The sequence below is a fragment of the Amycolatopsis sp. NBC_01488 genome, assembly GCF_036227105.1.
Lineage (GTDB): Bacteria > Actinomycetota > Actinomycetes > Mycobacteriales > Pseudonocardiaceae > Amycolatopsis.
Genome location: NZ_CP109434.1, coordinates 5,996,328 through 6,014,320 on the forward strand (window position 1 = coordinate 5,996,328; position 17,993 = coordinate 6,014,320).

15 protein-coding genes are annotated in these 17,993 nt (G+C 74.0%); 4 read left to right on the forward strand and 11 right to left on the reverse strand.

The genetic code is table 11. From position 1 onward, the window contains the following. Nucleotides 1-8 precede the first annotated feature (8 nt). From OG738_RS28470 to OG738_RS28480, 3 genes are all read left to right on the forward strand, one after another. Nucleotides 9-299 carry an SDR family oxidoreductase gene (locus OG738_RS28470; RefSeq protein WP_329056869.1) on the forward strand — a complete coding sequence of 97 codons (291 nt, stop codon included), beginning with the start codon at nt 9-11 and terminating at the stop codon, nt 297-299. A 21-nt stretch (nt 300-320) separates the two neighbouring features. Continuing rightward, the gene (locus tag OG738_RS28475) at nt 321-1,391 is read left to right on the forward strand and encodes a DUF917 domain-containing protein (protein ID WP_329045456.1); all 1,071 of its coding nucleotides are present in this window, start codon (nt 321-323) and stop codon (nt 1,389-1,391) included. 234 nt (nt 1,392-1,625) lie between these two features. Beyond that, entirely contained in the window at nt 1,626-3,104 is a 1,479-nt protein-coding gene (locus OG738_RS28480; RefSeq protein WP_329045458.1) for a helix-turn-helix domain-containing protein, read from the forward strand. Here the strand turns inward: OG738_RS28480 and OG738_RS28485 are convergent, their stop codons facing one another. From OG738_RS28485 to OG738_RS28505, 5 genes are all read right to left on the reverse strand, one after another. Continuing rightward, on the reverse strand, nt 3,105-4,607 hold the full coding sequence (locus tag OG738_RS28485) for a WXG100 family type VII secretion target (RefSeq protein ID WP_329045460.1): 1,503 nt from the start codon (nt 4,605-4,607) through the stop codon (nt 3,105-3,107). Continuing rightward, nucleotides 4,607-4,921 (reverse strand): hypothetical protein, encoded by a 315-nt coding sequence (locus tag OG738_RS28490; protein ID WP_329045461.1) that lies wholly within the window; start codon nt 4,919-4,921, stop codon nt 4,607-4,609. Before OG738_RS28490 ends, OG738_RS28485 begins: the two co-directional genes overlap by 1 nt. Then, entirely contained in the window at nt 4,918-5,418 is a 501-nt protein-coding gene (locus tag OG738_RS28495; protein WP_329045462.1) for a YbaB/EbfC family nucleoid-associated protein, read from the reverse strand. Before OG738_RS28495 ends, OG738_RS28490 begins: the two co-directional genes overlap by 4 nt. 398 nt (nt 5,419-5,816) lie before the next feature. Next, complete coding sequence (locus OG738_RS28500) at nt 5,817-6,377, reverse strand: DinB family protein (protein WP_329045464.1); 561 nt, start codon at nt 6,375-6,377, stop codon at nt 5,817-5,819. 18 nt (nt 6,378-6,395) lie between these two features. Next, nucleotides 6,396-9,665, reverse strand: coding sequence for a glucodextranase DOMON-like domain-containing protein (locus tag OG738_RS28505; RefSeq protein WP_329045465.1), 3,270 nt, complete (start codon nt 9,663-9,665; stop codon nt 6,396-6,398). A 123-nt stretch (nt 9,666-9,788) separates the two neighbouring features. Between OG738_RS28505 and OG738_RS28510 the strand changes: the two genes are divergently transcribed. After that, nucleotides 9,789-10,199: an ATP-binding protein gene (locus tag OG738_RS28510; protein ID WP_329045467.1), complete on the forward strand. Its 411-nt coding sequence runs from the start codon at nt 9,789-9,791 to the stop codon at nt 10,197-10,199. Nucleotides 10,200-10,202: 3 nt separating this feature from the next. Here OG738_RS28510 and OG738_RS28515 read toward each other — a convergent pair whose 3' ends face one another. From OG738_RS28515 to OG738_RS28540, 6 genes are all read right to left on the reverse strand, one after another. Then, entirely contained in the window at nt 10,203-10,922 is a 720-nt protein-coding gene (locus OG738_RS28515; RefSeq protein ID WP_329045468.1) for a GAF and ANTAR domain-containing protein, read from the reverse strand. A gap of 209 nt (nt 10,923-11,131) precedes the next feature. Beyond that, nucleotides 11,132-11,434, reverse strand: coding sequence for an STAS domain-containing protein (locus OG738_RS28520; protein ID WP_329045469.1), 303 nt, complete (start codon nt 11,432-11,434; stop codon nt 11,132-11,134). After that, on the reverse strand, nt 11,431-15,501 hold the full coding sequence (locus OG738_RS28525; protein WP_329045470.1) for a SpoIIE family protein phosphatase: 4,071 nt from the start codon (nt 15,499-15,501) through the stop codon (nt 11,431-11,433). The genes OG738_RS28520 and OG738_RS28525 overlap by 4 nt, the downstream gene beginning before the upstream one ends. A gap of 61 nt (nt 15,502-15,562) precedes the next feature. Next, on the reverse strand, nt 15,563-15,976 hold the full coding sequence (locus OG738_RS28530; protein WP_329045471.1) for an ATP-binding protein: 414 nt from the start codon (nt 15,974-15,976) through the stop codon (nt 15,563-15,565). Further along, entirely contained in the window at nt 15,973-17,547 is a 1,575-nt protein-coding gene (locus OG738_RS28535) for a PP2C family protein-serine/threonine phosphatase (protein WP_329045473.1), read from the reverse strand. The genes OG738_RS28530 and OG738_RS28535 overlap by 4 nt, the downstream gene beginning before the upstream one ends. After that, on the reverse strand, nt 17,544-17,927 hold the full coding sequence (locus OG738_RS28540; RefSeq protein ID WP_329045474.1) for an STAS domain-containing protein: 384 nt from the start codon (nt 17,925-17,927) through the stop codon (nt 17,544-17,546). The genes OG738_RS28535 and OG738_RS28540 overlap by 4 nt, the downstream gene beginning before the upstream one ends. Between the last annotated feature and the right edge of the window lie 66 nt (nt 17,928-17,993).

Below are 17,993 nucleotides of genomic sequence, written 5' to 3' on the forward strand. Positions count from 1 at the left end.
TCGACCACCTGGTCACGCCGGGCGCGTCGTACACGGTCGAAGGCGTCGGCCGCGGGCCCGCCGTCGAACTGGCGCCGGTCCGGGTGAACGTCGTCGCGCCGGGCACGATCGACGGCGACCTCTGGGCCGGGCGGCCCGCGGACGTGCGGGAGGCGAGCTTCGCGCAGTACCGCGCGGACACGCTGCTGCACCGCGTCGGGCAGGAGTCCGAAGTGGGCGACGCCGTCCTGTACCTGTTCGGCAGCACGTCCACCACGGGGTCGACGCTCTACCCCGACGGTGGCTACGCGCTGCGCTGAGTTCGTCTACTGTGGTCAGTCATGCGCATCACCGCCGGTGACGTGGCCGCCCTCGAACGCGGGGTGGCCCTGCTCGGGTCCGGTGGTGGCGGGGACACCGTCACCGCCGCCGTGCTGCTGCGCCGGTTGCTCGCCGGCGGCCGGTCGCTCGGCATCTCGTCGGTGGCCGAGCTGGCGCCTTCGGCCCGGGTGGTGCCGATCGGCGTCGTGGGCGCGACGGCGGCGTTCGCCGAAAAGCTGCCGGGCGGCGGCGAGTTCGCCTCGGCGGTGGCGGCGATCGAGCGGTGGACGGCCGAGCGCGCCGACGCGCTGATGTCGATCGAGATCGGCGGCCTCAACGGGCTGCTGCCGCTGGTCGTGGCCGACCAGCTGGGGCTGGGCTACGTCGACGCCGACCTCTCCGGCCGCGGCCTGCCCCGGCTCGACCAGTTCTCGGTGGCGGCGACCGGCCGCGGCGTCGCGCCCGCGGCGCTGGCGGAGCCGGGCGGACAGGTCGTCGTGCTGGCGGCCGGGTCCGACGTGGTGATCGAGCGCGGCACCCGCGCGTTCCTGGCCGGCTCCGGCGGCTGGGCGGCGTTCGCGCTCGCCCCGATCCCGGCCGGCGAGCTGGCCGGCTGTTCGGTCCCCGGGACGACGAGTGGCGCGCTGGCGCTCGGCCGCCGCGTGCTCGCGGCCGGGGAGAGCCCGCCGCGGGACGCGCTCGAAGCGGCGTTGGAAGGTTCGGTGCTGGCCCGCGGGCGCGTCCTCGAGGTGGCGCGCCACCTCGGGCCGGGGCAGCACGGCAGTCCCGGCTTCGGCCGCGGCAGCGTCACGCTGGCCGACCACCGCGACGGCGGACTGCTGCGGCTGGAGATGGAGAACGAGTACCTGCTGGCGTTGCGGGACGGCGCGCCGGTGGCGTCCACACCGGACGTGCTCTCGGTGCTGGACCACCGCACGGGGGTGCCGGTTTCGTGCGACGCGATCCGCACGGGGGTGGAGGTGGACGTGGTCCGCCTGGCGGCGGCGCCGTTCTGGACCGACCCCCGGTGGCTGCCGGTAGTGCGCCCCCGGGCGTACGGCATCGACTGCGACCCGGTGGGGACGGGATGAGGCCGCGGACGACAGCCCGGCGGTGGTCGCCGGGTCCGAGAGGGCGCGACCGGCGGCGGGTTTTCGGGTTGCGGCGAGTGGTTCGGTGCCGGGTCGGCGGCGTGTCGCGCGGCGTGGTGCGCAGGCGGCTGCCGGTGCGAGAGCGGCGCGGCGTGGCGTGGCGTGGTCGCGCGGCATCGAGCCCGGGGTGGCTGTCGTGAGCCGGGCGCGCGCCGTCGGGTCGGCGAGTCCGTCATGACTCTGCGGCGGGTGCTTGCCCTTCCCGGCTGGGCCGAGCACGTCCGGCTGCTCGCCGGCTCGGCTGGGCTCGACCGTCCACTCGCGACGGTTCAGGCCACTTTGGACGCTTCGCACCTTCCCCGGCCCGAGGAGCTGACCGTCGTCGCGCGGCCGGTCGCCGGGACCGACTGGCAGATCGATGCCCTGCTGCGGCGCTGTGCCGATGCCGGCGCCACCGGCGTCCTGCTGCCCGGCACCGAGCCGCTCGCCGCGTCACGGCTGCTCGCCGACCGCCTCGCCGTGCCGTTGCTGACCACCGGTGCGCCGCCGCTGGACCTGCTCGTCGAAGCGCGGCTGCTGCTCGCGGCCCCCGAACTCGACCGGGCGAACCTGCTGCTGGCCACCCACCGCGCCCTCGGGGACCGGCTGCGGCCGCCCGAGGAGGTCGTCACCGTGCTGCGGCGGCTGCTGCGCTCGCCCGTCGCCGTGCTCGACGACCGTGGCGCGCCGCTGGCCGGCGAGGTGACCGGGCGGGTCCGGCTCGACGAGGCCGTTCCACAGCGGACCGACTTGGACGACGGCGTCCTGCTGGCCCACCCCGTGCTGCTGCAGCGGCCGGCGATGTGGCTGGCCGCCGAGCTGCGGGGGACGGAGGCTGCGCGCGCCGACGTCGTGCCGCCCGCGCTCGCCGTGGCCGCCGGGGCGCTGCAGCGGTGGCTGCTCGCCAACCGCCTCGAGCTGGAACGCGACGCGCGCTCGCGCACGGCGTTGCTCGGCGACCTGCTGCGCCTCGACACCGAACCGGGCGCGGACCTGCGCCGGCGCGTCGCGGACGCGGGCTGGCGGCTCGGTGGCTGGCACGTCGGGCTGCACATCGGCGTCCCGGCGGCGATCGACACGGTGGCGCGCACGCAGGAGGTCATCCGGGCGCTGGACGTCGAGGCGGTCGTCGTCGAGCACGGCGACGGCTGGACCGGCTGGGTCACCTTCGACCACGAACCCACCGCGGAACGGGTGCGCTCCCTGGCGACCCGGCTCCAGGCGGCGCACCGGACGCTGCGGCTGGGCGCGCACATGGGCGTCGGACGGCCGCACCCGCGTCCGGAAGGCCTCGCGGCGACCGTCGCGGAGGCCCTCGACGCGGCCCGGCTCGCCGCAACCCGGCCGGAAACGGGAAACTTCCTGCACGTCGACCAGCTCGGCATGGCCCAGCTGCTGCTGGAGTGGACCCGCACGGACACGTTCGAGCCGGCGGCGCGGGCGCTGGTCGCGCCGTTGCGCTCGGTGCCGGGCGACCTGGTCCGGACGCTGTCCGCCTACCTCGACGCGGAATCGTCGATCGCCGAGACCGCCATGGTGCTCGGCGTGCACCGCAACACCGTGGCGGCCCGGATCGCGCGGATCGAGCAGCTGCTGGGGGTGGACCTGTCCCGCCCGGACGAGCGGCTGGCGCTGCACCTCGCGTCCCGGGCGGTGATCCTTTCCGAGGAGTGACTAGCCGTCGTCCCCGCCGCCGGTGACGTTCCCGATGCTGGCCGGCACGCCCTTGATCATGTCGACGACGGTCTTGCCGGCCAGGCCCGACTTGCCGAACCACGGATCGGTCATGATCTTGATGGCCGACTCGAACTTCTCGGCGCCTTCCGGGCCGAACACCTTGCCGAGTTCGTGCACCGAGAAGTTGCTGATCTTGTCGAACTTCTGCATGATCTCCGGCGTCACACCGTCCACTTTGGACAGTTTCGCCTTGATGACGTCGGTCATCTGATCGGTGAACGGCTTGTGCGGCTGGGCCGCCGTGGGGGTGGGATCCGGGTCCGGAGTGGACGAAGACGACGACGGCGCCGGGTCGGGCTTCGGCGGTGCGGGGGTGGGGTCGGGGGTTGCCGAGGACGACGGTGCCGGGTCGGGTTTCGGTGGCACCGGTGCTGGGTCGGGGGTGGCCGAGGCCGGTTTGGGTGCCGGGTCGGGCGTGGCCGAGGAGGAGGGTGCCGGGTCCGGCTTGGGCGGCGTGGGCGTCGGGTCGGGGGTGGCCGACGACGGCTTCGGCGCCGGATCCGGGGTGGCCGAGGACGACGGTGCCGGGTCGGGCTTGGGCGGCGTGGGCGTCGGGTCCGGTGCGGCCGACGACGGTTTCGGTGATGTGGGCGCCGGGTCCGGCTTCGGGAGCGGGGTTGCGCTCGGCTTCGGGGTGGGCGTCGGCGTCAGGCTGCTCGTAGGGGGCTTCACCGCCGCCAGGTCGTCGCCCGCCTTGCCCATCTTCGCCAGGGCCTTCACCAGATCCGCCAGCTTCTTGGCCAGCTGCAGCAGCTTCGTGCCGATCTTGCCCAGTGCCGTGGCCACCGTGCCGATCGTCGTCGTGACGAACAGCGCGATCGACGCGCCGAACGTCACCGGGGCCAGGGCCGCCGCGATCAGGGCGCCCTTGACGATCGTCGCCAGGAGCATCGCGATCAGGTCGCGGAGGATGCCGCGGAACGCGCCGACGATGCCGCCCGCGATCGTCATGTTCTTGCCGGCCTGGTCGAGGTAGCCGCCGAGGGAGGCCAGCTGCTCGGTGACCGCGTCCATGTCCTTCTTGAACTGGTCGGCGGCCTTGCCGGACCAGTCCTTCATGAGCGTGTCGAGCGCCGACTGGTGGTCCGTCGACCACTGCTCCAGCTTCTTCTTCTCGGCCGTGAGCGCCGCGCTGGCCGCCGCGATGCCGATCGGGTCGCCCATCAGGATGTCCAGCGGCCACCGCAGGATCGTGATGTGCTCGATGAGCCAGCCGATCCCGGCGGTGAGCAGGCTGCCGATCGGGTCCAGCACGAGCCCGATGGTCTCCAGCGCCATGCCGGCGGAGCCGATGCCGATCGCGACCTTGTCGTTGTCCTTGACGGCCTTGTCCAGGCCCACCGCGGCCTCGAAGAAGCCGGCGCCGGACGCCGCGTTGTCGCTGTCGAACAGTTCCGAGCCGTGGAGGCTGACGTCCTTGCTCTGGTAGTCGTCGCCCACTATTCGAACCTCACGATCGAGTCGACGGCGTCTTGTTCGCCCGCCTGGTACCGCTTCGCCGCCTCGGCGACCTTGTCGGCGAACTCGCCGATGGTCTTGGCGTAGTCGCCGAACTGGTGGTGGGCCTTGTCGGTCCACGTGCTCGCGCCCGCCGCCATCAGCTGGCACGCCGGGTTGATGCCGAACATGCCCGGGTCGCAGACCATCCCGCCGACGAGGTCGGCGGTGCTCTGCAGGTTGCGCTGCAACTCGTCGAGATGCTTGCCGAAGGTGGCCAGGGGTGCCGAATCGACCCGGAAGCCGCCGCCGCTCACCAGGGGTTCGATTCGTCGTCGGGGTGGTCGTCGGCCGGGGGACGGCGGCGCGGGGCCGGCCCACCGGACGGCGGGGCCGGGGGAGCGGCCGGCGGCGGGGTCGGCTCGGCGCTCTCCGGCGCCGCGAAGTCCCCGTCCGGCGGCGGGTCCGGCGGCAGGAACGACCGGACCATGTCGGTCGACTCGCCGTCGCCGTTGATGGTGGCGAAGGAGTCCGCGACGCTGCGTGCGGTCTGGCGCTGCGCTTCGCGCACCGTGCCCATGATCGCCGCGGTCAGCCTGGCCGGCCCCAGCTCGCACGCGCGGTGCCCGAGCTCCAGGTTCGTGAGCGCGCCGTTCGGCGCGAGCGTCACGGTGACCGCGCCGTCGCGGGAGCGGACCGTGGCGCCGGCCGCGGAAAGCGCTTCACTCAGCGCCGCGGCTTTCGACTGCATGTCCCGGACCTGCCGTTCGAGCAGGAGCTGGAAGTCTTCGCCTGGCCCCAGGTTCGGTTGCACGAAATCGACTCCTCGCGACGCCGGGGTGCGGGGCCGGGCCCCATGATCCGGCCAGGCTAGCGCAAACCGGACGTTCATCCGATGATGGCCGGGGGTATGCCTGGTTTTCTCCCCGATGTTGCCCGCGAATGCCCCGATCGGGGTTGACCCGGACCACGCTCCGGGTTGCACGATCCGGGGACATGACACGACTGGACGACCACCGGGCCGCGGGTCTCCCCGCCGGCGCTGGGCGCGATGACCTTCGGCACCGGCTCCTTCTGCGCCGGCGACGACGCTTCCCGCGAGATCTTCCGCGCCTGCGTCGAGGGCGGCGGCACCTGGCGCGCCTCAACGCCGGGCTGCCCGGCTGACCGCGGCCGTGGTGGCCCTCGTCGGCGAGGGTTTCCGGGTGCGGCTCAGCGACCCGCCGCGACCGCGGCCCGTTCGATTTCCGCGCACCGCGCCGCCCAGAAGGCCGCGTCGCGGGGCGCGGCACCGGTCGTCCCGTCGAGCTGTTCCCGCAGGATGTCCGCGTGCCCGGCGTGGCGGCCGGTTTCGGTGAGCACGTGCACCAGGACGTTGAACAGCAGCACGCCCGGACGCGGCCACCACGGCACGTGACCCGGCGAATCGACGGCCAGGGCGGCGATCGTCGCGTCGGAGTGCGCGCAGGCGCGGCGGTAGCGGTCCACGATCTCCGTGCGCGTCTCCGCCGCGGTCGCCCACATGTCGGTGCCGCGCGCGCCGGCGTCGTCCCACCGCGGCACCGGCTCGGGGAACGGCCGGTCGAACACCTCGCCGAAGTACCGCGCTTCGGTCAGCGTCAGGTGCTTGACCAGGCCGAGCAGGTTCGTGCCCGTCGAGGTCAGGGGACGGCGGACGTCGTACTCGCCGAGCCCCTCGAGCCTCCCGACCAGCACCTCGCGGATTTCCCGCAGATCGTCGTGCAGATACCGTTTCGCGAAGTCGTCGATCACCGTTTCCAGCCTGCCAGCTCACCCCACCGGCACGCCACGTACCGCGACCGGCCCGCGGGTCGGGTCCAGTTCGGCCGTCTGGTCCACTCCGGACGGCGTGAGCACGTCGAACGCCTTCGGGGCCGTCGCCGGGTCCGCCGCGCAGATCGGCGCTGTGCCGCCCGCCGCGCACAGGCCGAACGTGTACTGCCCCGCCGTCGGCGTGAACGGCCGCGCCTGGTCGGGGGAGTTGCCGTCCTGGCCGGTCAGCACCACCGCGAACGTCCAACCCGCGCCCGGTGTCCCGAACGCGGACTTCGCCACGCTCACCGTGATGTACCGCGTCGCCTGCGAAGCCTGCACAGACGGCGTCGCCAGCGAAGCGCCCGAAGCGTCGACGAGCGATGGATCCGCGAAGCCCTGTACCTCGATGCGGCGACTCCACGCGTCCTGCGCGGCGATCGAGTACGCCCGGGTCGGGAACGGCGCCGCGGTCGACGTCGCCGTCGCGGCCGGGTCGTGCGCGTAGATCGTCAGCAACTGCGCGCCCAGCGGCGAGCCGAACGTCGGCGACAGGTCGCGGACCTGCGCGCGGAACACCAGGTTCGGGCCCGCGTCGATGACCTGGAACCGCTGCAGGTCGAACGCGCCCGCGTGGAAGTCGCCCGCCGTCGGGTAGGTGTACGTGCCCGGGCCGTTGTCGTCGCCGTCCGGGTCAGCCGCGTCGAGCAGGACCGTGCCGCTGACGAAGTCCGAGCTGATCGTCTTCTGCGCGTAACCCGTCCCTGAGCCGGCGGTGGCGGCCGCCGTGACGACGTTCGCGCCCAGCGGCGTCGGCACCGTCGCGCCGAACTTCCCGTCCGCGGACGCCCGGACCGACAGCACCGACGTCGTCCCGCTGTCGGTGTTCGAGACGGCGAGGTCGACCTGGCTGCCGCCGGGCGCGGTGCCGGTGACCGCTGCGGTCGCGGCCGACACCGACGCCGGAGCGTCGAGGGTGACCGCCAGCGCGGCGGGCGGGGCGTGCGTGACGTACCGGGCGCGGACGTCGGCGGGCTGTTCGGGCAGCCGGCCGTCGGCCACGGCCCGGGCCAGCCGCACCGACTGCGACTGCGCCCAGCTCAGCGGCGCGACCGAACCGGCGGGCTGCCCGGGGGCGAAGCCGATCGACGCCGTGCGCGGGTCCGCGCCGTAAGGCGACGCCGGGACCGCCGGGTTTTCCCACGTCTGCTCGGGAATCAGCCCGGTGCCGCCGGTCTGCGCCCGCATCGCGCTCAGCAGCGCCGCCGCGCCGGCGCGGTCGCCGGTCTGCACGGCCTGTTCGCCGCGTTCGCCCGCGAGCACCGGCCAGAGGTGCCCGGACCCGGTGTTCGTCGAGGGCCACGGCGCCCCGGTCGGCGCGCAGTTCGTCGGGTCCGGTTCGTAGCAGTCGCCGTAGCCGTCCTCGCTGCCCGCCGCGGAAGTCCCGTAGCGGTACCAGCCCGGGCCGGTCGGCGTGTCCCGTTTGATCACGCGGTCCACCACGCCGAGCGACGCGGTGACGTCCGGGTCGTTCGCCGGCAGCACGCCGAGCCGGGTCAGCTCGAGGAACCCGGCGTCGACGACGGCGCGCTGGTCGGCGTCGACCGAGCCGTTGCCCAGGTTGTAGACCCACTCGGAGTCCGGGTCGCCGTTCTTGGTCAGGCGCAGGAAGTACCGCCCGCCGTACGGGCCGGTGGACGTGACCGTCCAGCCCTTGATGCTGCGCTGGAAGTGGTCCGCGGTGGCCCGGTAGACGCGGGCGCGCGCCGGGTCGCCGTTGCGGTCGGCGATCACGCCCGCCGCGACGAGTCCGGCGATCTCGGCGGCGATCGTCGAGGGGGAGTAGCCGCCCTGCTCCTCCCAGCGCTCCGAGCCGAACGCCGGGTCGTGCGCGACGACGAAGTCCGCGGCCGCGCGGATGTGGTCGGTGTAGAGCGTCCGGTCGCGGTCGAGCCCGGCCTGCAACGCCATCAGGATCGGGTACGCGCTCTCGTCGAGCTGGTCACCACCGGAGTCGGGGGCCTTCTTCCCGTTGAGCATGGAGTTGCGCGGGAACCGGCCGTCGGGTTGCTGCTGGCGGCTGAACAGCCACCGGACACTCGCCCGCGCGGTTTCCCGGTCACCCGCGGCGAGCAGGCCGGAGAAGCTTTCGTAGAGGTCGCGAGCGAAGATCTCGCGGTAGGACCCGAAGTAGACGGGCTTGCCGCCCGGCGCGTCACCCGCCGAGACCGCCTGGCCCCACGGGCTGCCGAGCGACGCGACCACGGCACCGGGGAACGTCTTGTCCTCACTGGCCTTCAGCACGTTGGCCGACTGGTAGTAGGCGTCCGAATCCTTGCCCCGCAAGGGAAGCAGCCCGTCGTCGTAGTCGCGCCAGCCGCGCGCGTAGTCGCGGTAGCTCTGGTCGAACGGCGTCCGGAGGCTCGCGCCCGCGGTCTGGACCGCAGCGCGCGCGTCCGAGCCGAAGCCCAGCGCCAGCACGGCCGGCCGGCGCGGCTGCAGGTCCAGCTGCGCGGTCTGCACGACGTTGCCGTTCACCGCCGTCGACGTCGGATCGGTGAGCCGGTGGTCGCGGTCGAGCTGGGCCAGCCCGTCACCGGCGGTGCCGGCGAAGCCGCTGGAGGTGCTGAGGAACCGGCGGTCGGCGCGCAACGCGGCGGCCAGCGGAGTGGCGTAGTCGCGGGCCGGCGCGCTCGACACCGTGTTCGGGTCGGCGCTGACCAGCGCGCTCGTCGCGGGGTCGACGGTCGCGGTGTCGCCGCCGCCGTTGGCCGGGCCGCCACCGCCGTTGCCGTTGATGCTCGCGTCGAACCGCACGTAGACCTTGAGGTCGTTCCCGGACCCCCGCAGCGGTTCCAGGCGCGTCCGGATGAGCACGCCGGTCCGGGCCGGGTCGGTCAGGTAGTCGGTGACCAGCCGGTAGCTGCCGCTGCGCGGGGTCGACGTCACCTCGCAGGCCATCCCGCCCGCGCTGGTGCGGACCGTGTAGGTCATGTCCCGCGCCTGCAGGTCGGTGAACGTCCGGCCGTCGGTCACGGCGAACTGCAGCGTCTCGACGTTCGTGTTGTCGATCACCGGTGCGTAGACGTCGGACAGCACGCCGCCCGCGACCGTGAACCACGCCTTGCTGGTGGTGTTCCGGGCGGTGCCCAGGCAGTCCTTGCGGGCCAGGCCGAAGTGCGCGAGGGCACCCGGTCCCGGATCCGGGGCAGCGGCGGCTGCCGGTGCGGGAACCAGGGCCGCGGCGAGCACCGCGCACAGCACCACGGACGACGTCGACCGAGTCATCCGCCCATCCGATCACGGCGGCCCGCGGCGCACCAGAGCCGAACGCAGCAGGGAAAGCCGTTACCCGTGATTGAGAAATCCGACCGGTGGGTAGCAAACGAACAGTCCCCCGGGGAGGTGAGCGTGGAAGAGCACGGATCGGACGGCTGGCGGTACCGCGGCACGATTTCGCCACGGACGCTGCCGAGCCTGCGCCGGCACCTCGTGTCGTGGCTGCGCAGACGCGCCGGCGACGAGGTCGGCAGGCAGGCCGACGACGTCGTCCTGGCCTGCTGGGAAGCGATGGCTAACGTGCTGGACCACGCCTACCACGGCCGGCCGGGGCTGATCGACGTCCGGGCGCGGATCGACGAGGACGTCCTGATCGTCACCGTCGCCGACCAGGGCCGCTGGACGTCGGTCACCGAGCGGGCCGACGGTGGGCGCGGCCTGCGCCTGATCCAGGCGCTGGTCGACGGGCTCGACCTCCGCTCGACCGACGACGGCACGGTGATCACGCTGACCTGGCCGTTCCCGGCGCGCCGCACCGCCTGAGGGTCAGCCCGCGAGGCTGTCGACGAACCGGGTCGCGACGTCCCGGAGCTTGACGTTGGAGTTCTGCGACTCCGCGATCAGGCGCTTCATGGCGTCGTCGGCGGTGATCCCGTGCACGGCCATGAGAATGCCCTTGGCCTGCTCGATCACCGCCCGCGAGCCCATCGCCGTCTCCAGCTCGGCGGCTCGCTGCCGCGCCCGGTGGTAGCGGCGGGTCGTGCGCAGCCCGAACGAGACGATGGTGGTGTAGAGCGTGAGCAGCCGGGAGTCGGTCTCGGCGAAGCCGTGGTCGCCGAAGCCGAAGAGGTTGAGCGCGCCGCCGAGGGTGCCGTCCACGCGCAGCGGTGCGGCCAGGTAGCTGCCGACGCCGAGGGCGAGGGCGTGCTCGGTGAAGTCGGGCCACAGCGCCCCGGCCGTGGCGAGCGGCAGCCGGACGATCTCGCGGGTCTCGGCCGCGCGCAGGCACGGGCCCTCGCCCGCCGCGTACTGGACGCGGTCGATCTCGACGGCGCGGTCGTCGGTGGACGCGGCGGTTTCCGGCTCGCCGTCGCGGATCGCGGTGATGCTGGCCATGTCGGCCCCCGGCACCGCCCGGACGGCTTCGCCGCAGACGGCGTCGAGGATCTCGCGTTCGGAGGGCTCGGTCTCCAGCGCGCTCGTGAGGTCCGCCATCGCCGCGGTCAGCTCGTCGAGGTGCTCCGCCGGGATCGGGTCACCGGTCATCGCGATCACCTCCGTCCCGGTTCGTGCGCGAACTTTACCCGCGGGCGGCCCGGCCTCGGCGAGCCAGGAGGCAAGCGGTGGCTCCGGCCCGGCGCTCGCTGCTGAACGTCGTGGGTTGGGCGCCGGGGCCACCTCGCGACGACCGGCAGCACAACCCACCCGACAGTCGTCGCTGGACACCACTTACCCGGTGGGCGGGCGGCCAACCCTCAGCGGATCACCACTTTCGCGACCTGGGCCAGGCCGGAGACCCGCAGGACGCGGTCCAGCAGACGGGGCGCGGTCAGGCGCACGTCGTGGGTGGTGGCCCGGTCGAACAGGGCGGCCACCCCGGCGCTGTCGAGGTAGGTCACCCCGGTCAGGTCGACGGTCAGCGCGGCGCCGTCCGCCAGCTCGCGGTCCAGGGCCGCACCGAACCCGGCCGCGTTGCTCATGTCGATCTCGCCGGTCACGGTCAGGATCCGGTCCCCTTCGTCGCCCGCCGAGGCGACCAGCGTGAGTGCCGTCGTCACGAACCGATCCTCCATTCCAGCGTGACGGTGGTTCCGGTCGCGTCGTGCCGGACCGTGACCGCGTCGGCCAGCGCCTCCATCATCGGCATCCCGCGCCCGCGCAGCACGTGGTTGTCCGGGGGAGGCTGCCTCCAGCGGCCGCGGTCGGCCACGGTGACGACCAGGTGCTCGCCGGCGAAGCGGGCGGTCAGGTGCGCGGTCCCTTCGGCGCCGGGGTAGGCGTGCTCGACGGCGTTCGCGCACGCTTCACCCGCGGCGACGAGCACGTCCTGCGCGAGATCCTCCCCGAGCGAGGCGGTGCCCAGCCACGCGCGCAGCCAGTGGCGCGTCGAGGCGAGGCTGTCCGGGTGCGCCGGGAAGTCCAGCTCCAGCGGGGGCACCGACCGGCGGTAGAGCAGCAGCGCGACGTCGTCCTCGTAGCCGTCCGCCGGCCGGAGCCCGCTCATCAGCGTGGTCGCCAGGTCGGCGAGGCCGGCGTCCCGCGCGCCGTGGGCGACCGAGGTGGCCCGGTCGATGCCGTCGTCCAGCGACTCGCGGCGGCGCTCGACGAGCCCGTCGGTGTAGAGCATCAACAGCGATCCGACCGGGACGACCGCCGTGGCCTCCGGCCGCGCGGCGGGGATGCGGACCGCGAGCGGCACGCTCCCGCCGGCGTCGAGGGACTCCGCCGAGCCGTCGCGGTGCACCAGGGTGGCCGGCGGGTGCCCGGCGCTGCTGTAGGTGAGCGTGCCGGTGGCGGGGTCGAGGACACCGCAGAAGACCGTGGTGCACAAGGCACCCGGCAGCCGGTCGGCGAAGCGGTCGAGCGTGGTCAGGGTGTGCGCCGGGCCGTTGGCCTCCAGCAGCAGCGCGCGGCAGGCGCTGCGCAGCTGGCCCATCACCGCGGCCGCGGCCAGGCCCCGGCCGACGCAGTCGCCGACGACGATGCCGATCCGGTCGCCGCCAAGGGGGACGACGTCGTACCAGTCGCCGCCGACCTCCAGCGGCGGGTTCGCCGGTTCGTAGCGCACCGCGAAGCCGTCGGGCAGCTGGGCCGGGCCCAGGATCGAGCGCTGCAGCGCGATGGCGACCTCGCGCTGCCGGTCGTCGCGGTGGGCGCGGCGCAGGGCGTGCGCCAGCGTCCCGGCCAGCAGCGCCAGCAGCGTCCGGTCCTCGGTGCCGAGCGGACGGCGCGGGTCCGGCTCCACCCACAGCGTCAGCCGGCCGCCGGGGTGGTCCAAGGCCGCGCCCACCCCGTCCCCGGCCGCCGTCGCGTGCATCGCCGGGAGCGAGCGCACCTCGTCGAGCTTCGCCCGCAACGGCGCGGCGAGGTCCGTCCACCGCCGGTCGCCGGGGTCGGTGGAGGTGAGTTCCGGCTCGCCGTCACGCGGCCAGGTCACCGCGAGCACGCGCTCGGCCTGCCACAGCTCGCGCAGCAGGCCCAGCGCGGTGCGGAGCACCTCCGGCACCCCGCTGGCCTCGGCGAGGCGCTGGTTCATCGCGGCCAGCGAGTTCTCCCGCTGCACGGCGTAGCGCTCCGCGGTGACGTCGCGGATCGTGCCGACGAGCCGGCGTTCGCCCTGGTCGTCGTGCAGCTCGTTGTACGTGATCGCGGCCCAGACCCGGTGGCCGTCCCGGTGCCGCAGGGGCAGCACGAAGCTGCCCGACGGCTCGGTCCGCGACCGGTTCAGCGCGGCGGAGACCTGCTGGACGGCGACCGGGTCGTCGTCCGGGCCGGGCACCCAGGGGAACGGCGGCGCGTAGGGCAGCCCGTCGGGCCCGAAGCCGAGCAGCTCGGCGCACGCGGCGTTCATCTCGACGACCCGGCCGTCGCCGTCGCAGACGAAGAACCCCTCCTGCAGGGAGTCGATCATCGCCGCGCGCCACCGGGAGTGCTGCGTCCGCAGCCGGGCCAGCCGGATGGTCGTGCGGACGCGGGCGAGCAGCTCCTGCGCGGCGAACGGCTTGACGAGGTAGTCGTCGGCTCCGGCGGCCAGTCCGTCGACGGCGGCCTCCTGGCCGGCGCGGGCGGACAGCAGCAGCACCGGCACGGCGGCGGTGCGCGGGTCGCGCCGCAGCTCGGCGAGCAGGCCGAGGCCGTCCAGCCGCGGCATCATCACGTCGCTGATGATCAGGTCGGGCGGCGCGCCGGACGCGGCTTCGAGGGCCTCGACGCCGTCGTGCACCGCGGTCACCGCGTAGTCCTCGCGCAGCAGCCGGGTCAGGTAGTCGCGCATGTCGGCGTTGTCGTCGGCGACCAGCACGCGGGCGCCCGTCACCGGCTCGGGTGCGGGCTCCGGTTCGCCGTCCGGCAGCCAGCGCAGGGTCTCCTGGACGTAGGGCTCGATCGTCTCGGGGGCGAGCCCGCCCGCCGACGGGCCCGGGGCGACGTGCTCGGCGGGCAGGTGCCCGGTGCCCAGCGGCAGCCGGATCCGGAACGTCGTGCCGGCGCCGGGCGTGCTCTCGACGGTGACGTCGCCGCCGTGCATGCCGACGAGCTCGCGCACCAGGGCCAGGCCGATCCCGCTGCCCTCGTTCGAGCGCGCCCGTACCGACGGGATGCGGTGGAACCGCTCGAAGAGGCGGGGCAGCTCGTCGGCGTCGATCCCGATCCCGGTGTCGGCCACGGTGACCACGGCGTGCTCACCGTCCACAGTGGTGCGCACCCGGATCTCGCCGTCGAAGGTGTACTTGACCGCGTTGGACAGCAGGTTGAGGACGACCTTCTCCCACATCCCGCGGTCGACGTGCACCGGGCGGCCCAGCGGCGGGCAGTCGACGTCGAACCGCAGCCCGGCCCGTTCGACGGCGGCGCGGAACACGCTCGCCAGCTCCGCGGTGAACCCGGCGAGGTCCGCCGGCTCGAAGCGGGCCTGCATCCGGCCGGCCTCGATCCGGGAGAAGTCGAGCAGGTTGTTCACCAGCCGGCCCAGCCGCAGCGCGTTGCGGTGGATGACGGCGACCTCCTCGCGGGCGCGCTCATCGGCGTCGCCGAGGGTCTTCTCCAGCTCGGCGACGGGACCCAGGATCAACGTGAGCGGAGTCCGGAACTCGTGGCTGATGTTCGCGAAGAACGTGGTCTTCGCCGCGTCCAGCTCGGTGAGCTCCTCGGCGCGCTGCTGCTGGGCCCGGTAGGCGAGCGCGCCGTTGACCAGCGCCGCGGTCTGCTGGGCGACCAGCCCGAGGAACGTCCGGTAGGACTCGTCGAGCGCGCGTCCGGCGCTCGCCGCGAGCACGATCACGCCGGCGGCCGCGGTGCCGGGCGCGCCGGGCAGCGGCAGCACCATCGCTTCGACGGGCGAGGTGGACCAGCCTCCCGGCGGCAGCTCGCCGAACGTCGTCCTCAGGTCCGCGACGGTGCGCGGGGTGCCGTCGGCGAGCACCTCCTCGAGCGGCCAGCCGTCCGCGTGCCCCTCGCCGCCGGGGGTGGCGGCGGCGAGAGCCAGGTCGCCGTCGCCGTCACGGACGTGGATCGCGGCGTAGGGGATGTCGGCGCCGGCCCGGCCGAGCACGCCGGCGACGAGTTCGCAGGCCTCGGTGACGGTGCGGGCGATGCCGGCCTGCGCGCCGAGCTCGCGCAGGGTCGCCATCCGGCGTTCGCCGATCACGCGCTCGGTGGTGTCGGTGACCGCGGTGAACACGGCCCGCACGGCGCCCGCGTCGTCGTGGACCGGGCTGTAGGAATAGGTCCAGTAGGTCTCTTCCCAGTAGCCGTGCCGGTTCATCGGCAGCAGCAGGTCCTCCGACCAGGTCGCCTCGCCGGTCGTCATCACGCTGTCGAGCATCGGGCCGATGATGTGCCAGATCTCGGTCCAGACGTCCGCGCCTGGCTTGTCCAGCGCCGGGTGCTTGCTGCCGAGCAGCGGCAGGTACGCGTCGTTGTAGAGGAATCTCAGGTCCGGCCCCCACCAGACGATCATGGGGAAGCGGGAGGTGAGGCAGATCCGCACGGCCGTGGTCAGGCTCGCGGGCCAGCCGGCGGGCTCGCCCAGCGGGGACGACGCCCAGTCGAACTCCCGCATCCGGGCCGCCATCTGGCTGACTCCCGGGAAGACGGCGCGCTGGCCGGATTCCTCGCCGACGCTCATCACACTCCCGGTTCACGCGGCCCCGGGTGAGCCTACCCGCGCCGGGCGTCCGCCGCCGCGTTCAGCCGCCGGAGAGCCAGGTCATCGTCACCGTCGTGCCGTCCTCGCGGTGCACCTGCGCGCTGTGGTCGGCGAGGCTGTCGATGAGCAGCAGGCCGCGGCCGCGCAGCCCGTTCGTCGCGACCGGGGTGCGCCAGGCGCCGTAGTCGGTGACCGTCACCGTCAGGCGGCCGTTCTGGGTTTCGGCGCGGACATCGACCGGGCCCGCTTCGGCGTCGCGGTAGGCGTGTTCGGCGGAGTTGGCCATCGCTTCGTAGCCCGCGAGGACGACGTCCTCCTGGCGTTCTTCGGTCAGGCCGAGCGTGCGCAGCCAGTCCGCCAGCGCTTCGCGCAGCTCGGGCAGCCGGTCCGCCAGCGCCACCATGCGCCGGTGGAACGTGGCCGGGGGCGCGCCCGGGGGGCGGGGGTCGGTCATGCTCCGTCCTCTCCGCGGTGACGCACGTGGATCAGCGCGATGTCGTCGTCGTGCCGGCCGTGGGTCAGCTCGGCCACGAGCTTGTCCCACGCCGGGCCGAGGTCGGCCGCGGCCAGTACCGCGGGAATGCCCGCCAGGAGCCATTCCACACCCAGGGTGAGGTCGCGCGTGCGGCTTTCGACCAGCCCGTCGGTGTAGAGCACCAGATCCGTGCCGCGCGGGAACCCGGTGCCGCGCTCCGGGAACTCGGAGCCGACGCCGAGCGGCTGCGCCAGCGCCTCGCCGATCTCCTCGAGTTCGCCGTCCGGGCGGACCAGGATCGCCGGCAGGTGGCCGGCGTTCGCGTAGGTCAGCGTGCCGTCGGCCGGCCGGTGCACGGCGTAGAAGCAGGTGACGAAGCTTTCGCCGAACAGCCCGCCGGTCAGTGCGGAGACGTTGCGCAGCACTTCCGACGGCGGCAGCTCGAGCAGCGCGTAGCAGCGGATGGCCGTGCGCACCTGGCCCATCACGGTCGCGGCCGTGACGCCGTGGCCGACGACGTCGCCGATGACGAACGCGGTCGCGCCGGACGGGAGCGCGATGACGTCGAACCAGTCGCCGCCCACCTTGCTCCCGGTCGCCGCGGGCAGGTACCGGGTGAGCACGTCGAGGCCGGGGGTGGCGGGCGCGACCGGCAGCATGCTGCGCGAGAGCTCCGAAGCGAGGTTGCGCTCGCGCTCGTACAGGCGGGCGTTGTCCAGCGCGATGGCCGAGTAGGCGGCGATGCCCTCGGCGAGGTACTCGTGCCGCGCGGTGAACCGGTCCGGCCGCGGGTGGCCGAAGAAGAACCCGCCCAGCACCTCTCCGGTGGTCGGGCTGATCACCGACACGGCCAGGTAGCTGCACACGGGCAGGTGCCCCTCCGGCATCCCGTGGTGGGGCGCGTTCTTCCCGAACCGCGGGTCCCGCGTGATGTCGGGGCTGCGGACGGTCCCGGCGCCGTCGAAGGTCGGCGCGAACACCTCGGTGTTGCGCGGCATGGGAAACCGCTCGAACGCCTCGCGCGGCACGCCGGAAAGCGTGTACAGCGTGTAGGACTCGCCGAACTCGTCGATCAGGTTGTATAAGAACGCCCCGAACTCGGCGCCGGTCGCCCGGGTCGCCGCGTCGGTCGCGTCCTGCACGACCCGGTCGATGTCGAGCTGGGCGGTCAGCTCGCGGCCGGTGGAGTGCAGGGCGTCGAGCATCGCGGCTTCGCCGCGCAGCCGCCGTACGGTGCCCGCGAGGTGGGCGGTCGCGGCGTCGACGGCGGCCGCGACGGCCGACGGCGTCCCGCCGACCTCTTCGGTGGTGTAGACCAGGGTGTCGTGCCCGTCGCCGGTGACGGCGACCGCGCCGGTGACCGCTCGGCCCGGCACCAGGTCCGCCAGCACCGCCCGATCGGTCACGGCGACCGCGACGTGGTCGCCGAGCACCGCGCGCGCCTCGGCCGAGTCGAGCGGGCGGACGTCGGTGACCACCGGGGTTCCCGAGCCGTCGACGAACGCCCGGCGCACGGCGTCGAGCAGCTCGTCGAACCCCGGGGCGGTCATCCGGCGGCCAGCGCCTCGGACAGCGACGGGTAGATGGCGAGCTCGTCGGTCAGCCGGGTCAGTTCCAGCGGGCGCAGGGTGATCCGGCCGGTGGCCACCACCCGCAGCGGCGCGGAAACCGTCCGCCCGCGGTGCGCCCGCACGAGCTCGGCCATGCCGGCCGAGGCCAGGAACGTGACGCCGGTCAGGTCGATGACGAGGACGGCCGGCTCCAGGCGCGCGGCGCGTTCGGCCAGCTGCCGCAGCTTCGGTGCCAGCGCCAGGTCGAGGGCGCCGTCGACCCGCAGCACGGCCGTGCCGTCCCGGTTTTCCAGCGCCACCGTGCCCGCTGAGCTCGCCGCGTCCCCGAGTGTGTTCCCCGTCGCGTCGGTTTCGGCCATGGCGCCCATCCTGCCTGTTCCGGGGCGGTCCGCAAAGCCGAAGGAGCCGCTGACACGGCGGTGGAC